Source organism: Microcoleus sp. D3_18a_C4 (genome assembly GCF_036702415.1).
Taxonomy (GTDB): Bacteria; Cyanobacteriota; Cyanobacteriia; order Cyanobacteriales; family Microcoleaceae; genus Microcoleus.
In genome coordinates, this window is sequence record NZ_JAUBTI010000068.1 from 24504 (window position 1) to 37283 (window position 12780).

The following is a 12780-nucleotide window of genomic DNA, read 5'->3' on the forward strand; positions in this document are numbered from 1 at the left end:
AAGTTAGGCAAAAAATAAAATCAACCGAAAATTGTAGCTGGATTCAGAGTTATTTATTAACGCCTAAACCCCGCTTGTTCATAACAGCTTGCTTGTGCAGTAGGTGGCGCTCGCCAAATTGCGATCGCAAAGGAATTTCAATAATAAACTCCGTACCTCTCCCAACCTCGGAAGTGCAGCGCAAATAACCTTCATGGGCTTGAATAATCTGATAAGAAATCGCCAAACCCAGCCCGGTACCAGCACCGATAGGTTTCGTTGTATAAAATGGATCGTAAATTTTAGCGATCGCATCATAATCTATGCCAGTGCCATTATCAGCAATGTGAATCTGCACCCACTTGCCATCAACTAAAAGGGTGCGGAGGCGAATTTTTAGCAGTGGGCAATAGGTGTGTTGTAAGTTGTCAGATAAATTATTTTCCCAATAGCCGTTGGTCGAATATCCCTGCTCTACAATCTGTTCTAAAGCATCAATTGCATTAGAACAAATATTCATAAATACTTGGTTAAGCTGCCCAGCGTAGCATGGCAATTCTGGCACATCTCCATACTCTTTAATCACTTGGATAGGTGGACGGTTGGGTTGTTCTTTCAAGCGGTGCTGCAAAATCATTAAAGTGCTATCGAGCCCTTCATGGATATTTACTTTTTTCATGTCGGCTTCGTCTAACCGAGAGAAAGTTCGTAAAGACTTAACAATCTCCCTAATTCGCTCTGCTCCAATTTTGATCGAACCAAAAAGTTTTTGCAAGTCTTTTAAAATAAAATCGAGTTCGATACTGTGAATCTTGTCTGCAATTTCCGGCGCAGGAGTGGGGTAATAAACTTGATAAGCCTTAATCAATTCCAAAATATCTTTAATGTATTCCTGGGCCGGAATCAGATTGCCATAAATGAAGTTGACAGGGTTATTTATTTCGTGAGCAACCCCAGCTACCATTTGCCCCAAAGACGACATTTTTTCAGTTTGCACGAGTTGAGCTTGAGCGCCTTTAAGTTGTTGCAGAGCGTTCTCTAAATGCTGAGTTTGCTCTCGCAGTTTAGCTTCCGAGTGCCGCAAGGAATTTTCCGCCAAAGAGCGATCGCGATTTTCCTGTTGCAAACGTTCATTAGCCACTTCTAAAGCGATCGTCCTCTCAATAACCCGTTTTTCCAATTCTAGCATTAATTCCGAGAGTGCTTCTTGAGCTTGTTTGCGATCGCCAATCTCATTTTGTAAAGCCCTATTTGCCGCCGCCAATTGAGCGGGACTGGGAATAGCCAAGATTTTTGGGATTAGTTCTACCAGCACTGCTGCTGTACATAGCGAAATCAGCGCGGTAATCCCTTTAAGAAAACCAGAGAACCAATAATTAGGATGCCACAGCGTCCATATTTCCATAATATGGGTAATCCCGCAGCAGATAATAAAAGAGCCAAACAGCATGAAAACCCAGTCAAAAGGCACGTCTTGCCGCTTTTGGAGAATATAAATCAGCGCGATCGGTATCAAAAAATAAGCGACTGCTATCAAACCATCGGACAAAACGTGTAGCCCCACTAATCCAGGCTTCCACAAGTAGCAATGGCCGTGAGGAATAAAATAATTTGAAAACATTTCATGAACCATTTGCATCACATTAACTCGGTTATTTGGTAATATTTTTTAGAGGGGGTTACAGGAGTATTTTAAAAATTGCTGGCCCCCAAATAAGAATTAGACTTTGGGACTTAACACTTGTGATGAGTAAATGCAGCGATCGGAAACTATTGTTAATTAAGTTAACATCAATCGACTCAGCTTTAGCAAAGTCAACTGTCACATTTTTAATTCTGCCTTCACTATCAACTGTGACACCGGCATGACATTTTGGCCAACGATCGAGAAAAACTGAGCGCCGATTCCTTTCCAGTAGCAGCGCCAGCGCCCATTGAAAGTGGGTTATAGCACTCAGTTACCAGTCAGGCAACGGGGCAATCACCAGATTTAACCGATGTCACGGATTTAACTTAACGAAGAGAACCCTTCTCAAAAACCTGTAGAGGTGGGTTCACTCTTGTACCCTTGAAGAGTGCAGACAGGTTAAATACACCCGCCCCCACCCCGCGAGGGAATTCTTTATTGATAGTGATACTCTTCGGGGAGATTTAACCGATTTGACCAATTACCCCCTGAGAAATGTCGCGACAGTATCGTGTCGCAATCCAATAGGCGATCGCTCTCAGCTTTACAGTCAATTATAAGTGATAATATCAACGATACACTCAGGGGATAATTGCAAATTATGACGATAGATGAGGTACTACAGCTAACTCGTGTCCGATTACAAAAAGATTTATATCCAGTACAAGAAATCATACTCCGCCAAGTTTGGGAAGGAAAGACTTATACAAGTATCGCATCTGCCTCTCATTACGGAGAGCATTACCTGAGAAACATCGCCTCATCCTTGTGGCAATCTCTCTCTCAAATCTTGCAGACATCTATTAGTAAATCAAATTTTCGCTCTTGTGTAGAATCACGTTCCCTCACCGCAGAGGAACGAGAATTAATTGAAGCATTCACCCGCAGCCAATGCCTAGCAACACCTTTAGAATTTCCCGGATCTCCCGTGCCCCTCGGTTCGCCATTTTATATCCATCACCCGCTAATTGAAGAACTCGCCTATCGAGAGATTGCCAAACCAGGAAGTGTGCTGCGGATTAAAGCTCCCAGGAAGATGGGAAAAAGTTCCCTTCTGCTAAGGATTTTAGAGCGCGCGAATTCTCTTGACTATCGAACTGTAAGTTTAGATTTTCAGCAAGCCGAGGAAGCTGTCTTAGCCAATATCGATAAATTTTTACGCTGGTTTTGTGCCAACATCAGCCGTCACCTAGAATTACCACCTCTATTAGATGATTATTGGGATGAAGACATGGGTAGCAAAGTAAGCTGCACCATCTATTTGCAACAATATGTATTAGCCGAAATAAGTACCCCTATTGTGTTAGCTTTAAATGAAGTAAATATAATTTTTGAATATCCCAAAATTGCCAGAGAATTTTTGCCTCTGCTGCGAAGCTGGCATGAAGAAGCAAAGCGGATTGAAACTTTGGGAAAACTGCGGTTAATCGTTCTTCACTCCACAGAAATTTATATTCCTTTAAAGCTCACTGAATCGCCTTTTAATGTCGGTTTACCGCTGCAATTGCCCTATTTTACAGAAGAGCAGATACTTGCTTTAGCCCAGCGTCACGGACGGGATTGGACAGATGGCCCCAATGCCGATCGACTGATGGCAATGGTGGGGGGACATCCTTATCTGGTGCGGCTAGCTCTTTACCACCTCTGTCAAAACAGTGTAACGCTAGATCGGCTACTACAAGAAGCTCCGACAATAGCGGGAATTTATAAAGATTACTTGCGGAGTTTTTGGGCAACATTGCAAGAGTATCCCGAACTGGCGGTTGCACTTAAACAAGTGGTAAAATCGGAACACGGAGTGGAATTAGAGCCGATAGTGGCTTCTAAATTATTTAGTATGGGGCTGATTCATATCGATAACAACCGCTGTACCCTAAGCTGCGAGTTGTACCGCCTCTATTTTGGTTCGCACAACTTTATTTAGAGCCGGCTTTACAGTTTCTTTGCATAATCCAATATCCGCCAGGAAAACTCGACTTTTCCTGGCGCTTAGAAATCGCTACTATACAAACAAAGTCCGCTTGCGCGCACTAAAAAACAAGGGAGTAATTAACCCGAATTTAGCCTAATTTATCATAACTTTAGCAATCCTTGCAGGAGTCGTAAATTTTTGACACCACCCCAACCCTCCCCTTATCAAGGGGAGGGAGTAAGAAATTTACAAATGATTTAGGATGGCTATTATATTATAATGAAGCTCCAGCACCACATCCTTACCTCTAAATAAATTCCCTACATACTCAGCTTTAAACCCACCCATAAACCGCATGACCCAGGTAACATACCAAATTGGTGGCAGTCTCGCCAGTGATGCGCCTACATACGTAGTGCGGCAAGCAGATTCCGAACTTTATGAAGCCTTAAAAGCTGGCGAATTTTGTTACGTTCTTAACTCCCGGCAAATGGGCAAATCTTCTCTCTTAGTCCGTACCCTGCACCGACTGCAAGCAGAAGGTTTTCAATGCAGCACGATCGACATGACCCGCATCGGTAGCGAAAATATCACTCCCTTACAATGGTATAAAGGCATGATTGGGGAACTGTGGCGCGGCTTCAATCTTTTAGGGCAAGTTAACCTAAAAACCTGGTGGCGAGATAAAGAAGATGTATCATTTTTGCAAAGATTGAGTCATTTTATTGAAGATATTTTGTTAGCCAAGTTTCCTGACAAAAAAATTATTATATTTATTGATGAAATTGACAGTGTTCTCAGTCTAGAGTTCCCTGTCGATGATTTTTTTGCCCTAATTCGCTTTTGCTATAATCAACGCTCAATTAATCCAGCATATAATCGTATTAGTTTTGCAATATTTGGAGTAGCAACCCCTAGCGATTTAATTGTTGATAAAAAACGAACTCCTTTTAATATTGGTCGAGCCATAAATTTACGAGGTTTTGAACTCGAAGAAGCCCAGCCATTGGCGGCGGGATTGGCAAGTGTAGTCAATAATTCTCAAGCTATTCTCACACAGATATTGGCTTGGACTTCTGGGCAGCCATTTCTTACGCAAAAACTGTGCTATTTAGCCTACATAGCAACTCAAACTACACCGCAAAAGGTAGTAACAATTCCCGCCGGAACAGAAGAGTTTTGGGTAGCTCGTTTAGTGCGAGAAAATATCATCAATAAATGGGAATCTCAGGATGAGCCGGAACATTTAAAAACCATAAAGGAGCGGATTATTCGCAACGAACAACGCGCGGGCAGATTACTCGGCATCTACCAGCAAATTTTACAATCTAATCCCCCCTTAACCAGCGGTTCTGTTTCATTGTGGGACTTTGAAGAGGACTCTATGGGCAGTACCCCCGTGCCTGACCCAAATCTTTATAGGGCAACTACAGGGGAATTGCCCCTACAAGGAAATGAAAGATTTCTACCTTTGAGCAAAAGAGCGGAAGGAGTATCAACTGATGACTCACCAGAACAAATTGAACTATTATTATCTGGATTAGTTGTCAAAAATAATGGTTATTTACAGGTGAGAAACAGGGTTTATGCTGAAGTTTTTAACCTGGAATGGGTAGAGAAGCAATTAGGGCAACTGCGCCCCTACTCCCAAACCTTCGATGCTTGGGTTGCTTCACAACAAACAGATTTTTCCCGACTTTTGCGGGGACAAGCCTTAAAAGATGGTCAAATCTGGGCGCAGGAAAAAAGCTTGAGTAACCTAGACTATCAGTTCTTAGCTGCTAGTGCCGAACTAGATAGGCGAGAAGTTCAACAAGCTTTAGAAGCAGAACGCACCAAAGAAGTGGAAGCGCGACTGGCAGAGGAACAAATGCGATTAATTCAAGAAAAAAAAGCAGTAAAACGACAGAGGGCTTTACTATTTTCTGTGAGTATGGCACTGCTGCTTGCCTGTGCTTTAGGAGTAACAAGTTATTTTCAGTATCGCCGAGCCGTTATTAGTGAGCGCGAAGCTCGGATGAGTGAAATTGAAGCGCTGGTTTCTTCCTCGGAGGGACTGTTTGCCTCTAATCGTCGATTGGATGCGCTAAGAGAAGCAATTAAAGCTAAGCGCCGACTACAAAGTTTAGGCAAGACGGATAAAAATATTGAAAATCGAGTTATCAATGTATTGCGTCAAGCGGTTTATGAAGCGGCTGAATACAACCGTTTATCGGGACATAAAGCGGCTGTTATTGGAATTGATATTAGTCGGGACAGTAAGTTTATTGCTTCAACAAGTGTGGATAAAACTATTAAACTGTGGCGGCGGGACGGAAAGCAAATAGCAACACTCAAAGGTCATCAGGCGATCGTTCGGTCTGTCAAATTTAGCCCGGACGGTCAGTTTCTTGCTTCAGGAAGTGATGATGGAACTGTAAAACTTTGGAAACTGGATAGGGCAGGCACGGGGGCACTGCCCCTACGAACTTTTCAGGGTCATACTGCTGGTATCTGGACAGTGGCGTTTAGTCCCGACGGTCAAACAATTGCCTCTGCCAGCATGGACAAAACGGTGAAACTCTGGAACAAAGACGGGGCAGGCACGGGGGCGCTGCCCCTACGAACTCTCCAGGGTCATACTGCTGGGGTACCCTCAGTGGCTTTCAGTCCAGACGGTCAGACTATTGTTACGGCAAGTGGAGACAAAACGGTGAAACTCTGGAACAAAGACGGGGCAGGCACGGGGGCACTGCCCTTACGAACTTTCCGGGGTCATACTTCTGTGGTATCTGCAGCGGCGTTTAGTCCAGACGGTCAGATTGTGGCTTCAGGAAGTGGAGACAAAACTGTGAAACTCTGGACAGTTAATGGGCCAGGCACGGGGGCGCTGCCCCTACGAACGCTTGAAGGTCATTCTGCTGTAGTATCGGAAGTTGTTTTCAGTCCAGATGGTCAGACTCTTGCTTCTGCAAGTCGGGATCAAACTGTAAAACTCTGGAATCTTGACGGAACAGAACGGACGACATTGAGAGGTCACACTGCTGCGATTTGGGGGATAGCTTGGAGCCCGGATGGCAGTTTTATTGCTTCGGCGGGTGCAGAAAATACGGTGAGGCTGTGGCAGAGTCAAAACCCATTGCGAACGATGATTACTGCACATAAAGCGGGGATTTGGGCGATCGCACTGAGTTCGGATAGTTCTACAATTGCTACGGGCAGCGAGGATGGTACGACTAAGCTTTGGAGTCGGCAAGGCAAATTGTTGAGGACTTTCACTGTAGAAAACGCTGCGATTTATGCTGTTGCCATGAGTGGCGATGGCCAGTTAATTGCTTCTGGCAGAAATGATAATAAGGTGAATATCTGGACTCGAAACGGAAAAGCGATCGCAACTTTGGTAGGTCATAACGCTACGGTTTTTGGATTGGCTTTCAGTCCTGACGGTCAAATTCTTGCTTCTGGAAGTCAAGATAATACTATCAAGCTTTGGCGGCCCGATGGTACTTTATTGCATACTATGACAGGACATCATGCTCCTATTTGGCAGGTGGTATTTAGCCCTGACGGTCAGCTAATTGCTTCGGCAGGAGGGGATGGTACTGTGAAGCTGTGGAAGCTTGATGGGGCAGGCACGGGGGCACTGCCCCTACGAACTTTTCAAGGTCATACTGCTGCTGTGTGGAGGGTGGCATTTAGCCCTGACGGTAAATTTCTGGCTTCTGGCAGCGGGGACAATACGATTAAGCTTTGGACTGTGGATGGTAAGTTACTGAGAACTCTGGAAGGTCATCTGGCCGCGGTATGGGGGGTGGCGTTTAGCCCGGATGGTAATATTATTGCTTCTGGTAGTGTAGACAATACGCTGAAGTTTTGGAAGCTTGACGGTACCCAATTAACGACGCTCAGAGGTAACTCTGCGGCGATTCGGGGGGTAGCGTATAGTGGGGATGGGTCATTTGTGGCTTCTGTGAGTGAGGATAATACGCTGATTTTGTGGGATGTGGAGCGAGTTTTGAAAGTGGATTTGTTGGCTGATGGTTGCGATCGCGTGCGCGATTATTTGCGGACAAATGCTGAGGTGAAGGAGGAAGATAGACATTTGTGCGATCGTATTGGAAGGGAATAGTATCCAGTCCGCTTTATTATAGCAATCCTTGCAGGAGTCGTAATTTTTTTACCCCACCCCAACCCTCCCCTGACCAAGGGGAGGGAGTAAGAAATTCACAAATGATGCGAGGATTGCTATAATAACTACAGAGTAATGAAATCGCTAGCGGTGAGAATACCGGGGGTAATATTGTTAAGCTTCGCCAACAATTGATTGGTGTCCGTCACAGTAATCAAAGTTTGATTGTTGCTGGAAGTAATACTGAGTTGATTGAAACTCAAATCAGGATTCAACCCAATTAAATCCTCTCCCTTGCGGAAATCATTAATGATGTCGCTACCCAAACTTTGATTTAGGAAAAACACATCATTTCCCGAACCTCCAGTCAAAGTATCGTCCCCAACATCCCCGGAAAGGAAATCGCCCCCAGCACCGCCGCTGAGAATATCATTACCTTTGCCACCGTACAGGCTATCATTACCGATGTCGCCACAGATCACATCGTTTTCATTGCCGCCGAACAACAAGTCGTTGCCCTCACCGCCATCGAGACTGTCGTTTTCTTTGCCACCGTACAGGGTATCGTTACCGATGTCGCCGAAAATTAGGTCTGCACCTTCATTGCCAAAGGCAATATCGTTGCCGTTTCCGGTATTAATTGTGTCATTTCCTAAGTTGCCTAAAATGTAGTCATCGCCATCTTCACCCAGCAAGATATCGTCATCTTTACCGCCGAAAATGCTGTCGTTGCCAACGCCGCCGGCAACTGTATCATTGCCGATATCTCCCCTCAACAAGTCGTCGCCCTCACCACCAACAACAGTGTCATTATCTTTGCCAGCGTAGATGGTATCGTTGCCAGGGCTGCCAGAGATGAAATCGCTGCCTTCATTGCCGAAGATTGAGTCGTTATCTGCGCCGCCGTCAATGTTGTCATTGCCGCCCATGCCGTAGAGAGTATCGTTGCCGGCTTGTCCGTTAATTGACTCGTTGATGACACCGCCCATGATGAAGTCGGTAGTGTCGCCGCCGTTGATAGTTTGTTGGACGGGGTTGGGGGTGATTGTGGCAGAGTCGAGTTGCGGGGCGTTGAGGTCATCAAGCAGGCAATCATCTGCCGCCGGAGTTGGCGTCGGAGTTGGTGTCGGTTCCGGTGTGGGCGTGGGAGTTGGTTCCGGTGTGGGAGTCGGAGTGGGTTCCGGTGTGGGAGTCGGAGTGGGTTCCGGTGTGGGAGTCGGAGTGGGTTCCGGTGTGGGCGTGGGAGTTGGTTCCGGTGTGGGAGTCGGAGTCGGTTCCGGTGTGGGAGTCGGAGTCGGTTCCGGTGTGGGAGTCGGAGTGGGAGTCGGAGTCGGAGTCGGAGTCGGAGTCTCAGTTGGAGTGGGAGTCGGAGTTGGAGTCGGCGTGACTGTAGGGTTAAATTCAAAAGAGCCGCTGTCCACGATCGAACTTCCGTTATTATCACCATCTTGAGGGCGAACTATGCCGCGTTGATCCGTAGCTGGTGCGCCAGCAGCAATACCTTTATCAATTGCCGGACTTCCTGTTAGCAACGGCATGACAGAGAAACCGTTAATAGTTTGCAAAACATCCAGTTTAGGGTCAGCAATAGTCACAGCATCTGTTACATTAAAATCACTGGAGTCATTGGGATTTTTGGCAGGCCATTGAAAATTCCCACCGCCATCACTAAATTTGCTGCTACCGGCATTTTGTTTGATATTCCAAGAATTGCCACCATTATTTGCTGTATTGTTAGCAACAATCGTATTTTTGAGAGTAGTTTGCGAACCACCACCCCAAAATGCCCCGCCTTGAAATCCCGCTGAATTCTTAGCAATAGTGCTGTTGACAATGCTAATAGATTCAGGAGTGCTCAACATGATTGCGCCGCCCAAACCACTTTTACGGCTAGCATCCTCTGCTTTATTTCCTGCAAAGGTACTGTTGATAATCGTACCAGGGGATTTTTCTCCCACCCATAAAGCACCGCCTTGACTCTGCGCTAAATTGTTAGAAAAAGTAGTGTTGCTGATTGTGAATTCGCCGTTACCAATTCGTAAGCCGCCGCCTAAAGCATCGCCGTTGCTGCTTTTGACGACTTGATTGTTGACTATTGTACTGCCTTCAACAATGATTTTGTCTGGGGGATATACAAAGAGAAACATCCCGCCGCCTTGCCCTGCGCCTTTGTTGCCCTCAAAGCGACTGTTCCGAATGGCGATCGTACCACCGACAGGTCCATGTGTACTGTTTGTACCGGAAGCATTAGCACCGTCGGTGTAAATTGCACCGCCATAACCACTGGTATTTGCTCCGGCTCCCCCGGCGGTAGAATCGTTATTTAAAAAAGTAGAATTTTCGACGGTTAGGTTGCCTAAAAGGTGGTTAATTGCCCCACCGTTAATACCTTTGTTGTTAGTAAAAGTAGAGCCTTTGACGGTGAGAGAACCCCCGCTTTTCGTGGCGATCGCCCCGCCACCTCGTTCGCTGTTAGCCGATCGCCCATCGTTACCATCAAAGGTACTATTTGTCACATTGGTGGTACTCTTGAAGCCTGTATAAATGCCGCCGCCAAAACCGGCAACATTATTGTTGAGTTGGCAATTTTCTAAAGTTAAAGTGCTGTTACCTCCAGTTTTAATGCCACCTCCGCTGCTAGTTGTCTCATTATTCGGATCGGTTCCCGAAACTTTGCCGTTGGCAACAATCAGGTTTTTTAGAGTAACATTTGTTAAACCTTCTGTGAGGATAACCCGCGAAGTATTGTTGCCACTGATGGTTAAATTGGCTGCACCAACTGCATCAATTGTCAAGTTTTTGTTGATGACAAGTTGACCGGAAGTGAGAGTAATTGTTTGGCCCGCAAGAGTGGAGGCAAATTGAATGGTATCGCCGGCTGCTGCGGAGGCGATCGCATTTCTCAAGGAACCCGGCCCGCTATCATTATTGTTGGTAACGGTAATAGTTGCTAAAGTCCCTTGATAATCCGCCATTGCCTCTGGAGTCAAGGCTAGCGGTGCTTCAATATCGCCCTTGGCAAACTCCAAATTCCAGTTACCACTGCGGCCAGTGCGATCGCTAGATGCCGCAATATCAGCCCCGGTTAACTCGCCCAGGCGATCGACAAAATCGCTTCCCGAACCCGCCGCAACATCGCAACCGTAAAGCACAATATCTGCTTTGTCGCTTAGCGCATTTCGCCACCCTTGCAACTGGCTTTCATATTGTGATAAATTATCCGAAGTCAGCGTTGCAGAACCTAGCTGCAAGCTGCCCGAATTGCCGTGAGAAAAAACGTGAACTTGGTCTACAGTTTCCCCCGCAGCAGAAATTGTTTGCAGTTTCGCAGTAATTTGCTCGACTCCGTTACCATTTTTATCTAAAATGATAATCTCTGCACCGGGAAGCACGCCACCGGCAAGAGTTTGATAGTCATCTAAGTCGGGATCAATGAAGACAAGAGATTTAGAACCAGCATTGTGGAGAACAGATTGTGAATCCATGTTGGTGGCAAAAGTTGAACTCATTTCGCATACCCATGAGAATGTTTACTATTTGCTGGTAGATTCACCTTGAAAGCAGAAGGCTAGAGATGCAGAAGGCAGTAGGGAGAATTAAAACCTCGGCGATCCATCGGGGAGATGAAAATTTAGCGAAAAAGTTGAATTTTATCCCTAAGTGAAATCCGAGACTTATCTCCCAAATCCGCTTAAGCTGTGTGAAAGTTGCGATTTTTTTAGCAATTAACTGCAGAGGATGTAATGTAAGTAGTCCGGCACGGGGAACCTCTCTCTGTAGATTGGCAATGCACACCATTAGCGAGATAAGTAGTGGATCAAACCCTTTGAAAGCCTAAGTCAGGTAAAATTCATAAAAGATTTTCTGGGGTGCCGAATTCCTGAGAATCTCTCTAGCTATTACCTGATACATTCACATTAGGGAAAACCAGGATAATTGCTCCTAAAAAATTGATTAATTTAACTTTTTTTATAGCTGGCCAAAACTTACCACAAATCTGAAATTGAGTGTTGAGAAAGCTTGCTTTATTCGGGTACTCCTGAGCTGGCTAGCCAGCTCAGGAGTGCAATAGACGGATGTGCCTCATTCTAGGTGTGGGCGATCGGCAATAAACAAGATTTATTACCCATCGCTGTTGAAAAGAATCAGATCGATCGCTCCTCTGCGTTGGCGTAGCCCCCCTAGGGCAGGGCTGTTTCATTCTCAAGAAAACGATGATTTTGACTCTTGTAGTGCTAAGAGTGCCTACCCTCCCCATCCACGATTTGCTCATGTTTCAGAGATTGGGGCAGCCACGGGGGCAGCCCCTACAAGAGAATGAAACAGCCTTGCGTAGGGGCGGGCGGCTTATGGCCCACCCTAGCCCAGGCCGTTAGATTGTTACCTGAGTGAAATCGCTAGCGGTGAGAATACCGGGGGTAATATTGTTAAGCTTCGCCAACAATTGATTGGTGTCCGTCACAGTAATCAAAGTTTGATTGTTGCTGGAAGTAATACTGAGTTGATTGAAACTCAAACCAGGATTCAACCCAATTAAATCCTCACCCTTGCGGAAATCATTAATGATGTCGCTACCCAAACTTTGATTTAGGAAAAACACATCATTTCCCGAACCTCCAGTCAAAGTATCGTCCCCAACATCCCCGGAAAGGAAATCGCCCCCAGCACCGCCGCTGAGGATATCATTACCCTTACCACCGTAAAGCGTATCGTTATCGGTGTCGCCGAAGAGCACATCGTTTTCATTGCCACCCAACAGCAAGTCGTTGCCCTCACCGCCATCGAGACTGTCGTTTTCTTTGCCGCCGTACAGGGTATCGTTACCGATGTCGCCGAAAATTAGGTCTGCACCTTCATTGCCAAAGGCAATATCGTTGCCGTTTCCGGTATTAATTGTGTCATTTCCTAAGTTGCCTAAAATGTAGTCATCGCCATCTTCACCCAGCAAGATATCGTCATCTTTACCGCCAAAAATGCTGTCGTTGCCCAGCCCGCCGGCAACTGTATCATTGCCGAGATCTCCCCTCAACAAGTCGTCGCCCTCACCACCAACAACAGTGTCATTATCTTTGCCAGCGTAGATGGTATCGTTGC

Annotated in this window: 5 protein-coding genes; 2 read left to right on the forward strand and 3 right to left on the reverse strand. The window is 45.9% G+C overall.

Going from position 1 to position 12780, the window contains the following annotated elements; all coding sequences use genetic code 11:
- Positions 1-49: 49 nt before the first annotated feature.
- Complete coding sequence (locus QUB16_RS23525; protein WP_333319875.1) at positions 50-1618, reverse strand: ATP-binding protein; 1569 nt, start codon at positions 1616-1618, stop codon at positions 50-52.
- Between the two features lie 649 nt (positions 1619-2267).
- Here QUB16_RS23525 and QUB16_RS23530 point away from each other — a divergent pair.
- Together QUB16_RS23530 and QUB16_RS23535 are read left to right on the forward strand one after the other, a co-directional pair.
- Positions 2268-3590, forward strand: a complete 1323-nt coding sequence (locus QUB16_RS23530; RefSeq protein ID WP_333319877.1) for an AAA-like domain-containing protein — start codon at positions 2268-2270, stop codon at positions 3588-3590.
- 343 nt (positions 3591-3933) lie between these two features.
- On the forward strand, positions 3934-7686 hold the full coding sequence (locus QUB16_RS23535; RefSeq protein WP_333319879.1) for a WD40 domain-containing protein: 3753 nt from the start codon (positions 3934-3936) through the stop codon (positions 7684-7686).
- 125 nt (positions 7687-7811) lie between these two features.
- On the opposite strand, the gene QUB16_RS23540 is transcribed toward QUB16_RS23535, so the two are convergent.
- Together QUB16_RS23540 and QUB16_RS23545 are read right to left on the reverse strand one after the other, a co-directional pair.
- Positions 7812-11195, reverse strand: coding sequence for a DUF4347 domain-containing protein (locus QUB16_RS23540; protein WP_333319881.1), 3384 nt, complete (start codon positions 11193-11195; stop codon positions 7812-7814).
- 863 nt (positions 11196-12058) lie between these two features.
- Positions 12059-12780, reverse strand: a 722-nt coding sequence (locus QUB16_RS23545) for a calcium-binding protein (protein WP_333319883.1), incomplete at its 5' end; no start/stop codon positions are given.

Coding starts and splice junctions, on each gene's coding strand:
- QUB16_RS23525 (WP_333319875.1), bottom strand. CDS start 1,618: ATGCAAATGGTTCATGAAATGTTTTCAAATTATTTTATTCCTCACGGC.
- QUB16_RS23530 (WP_333319877.1), top strand. CDS start 2,268: ATGACGATAGATGAGGTACTACAGCTAACTCGTGTCCGATTACAAAAA.
- QUB16_RS23535 (WP_333319879.1), top strand. CDS start 3,934: ATGACCCAGGTAACATACCAAATTGGTGGCAGTCTCGCCAGTGATGCG.
- QUB16_RS23540 (WP_333319881.1), bottom strand. CDS start 11,195: ATGAGTTCAACTTTTGCCACCAACATGGATTCACAATCTGTTCTCCAC.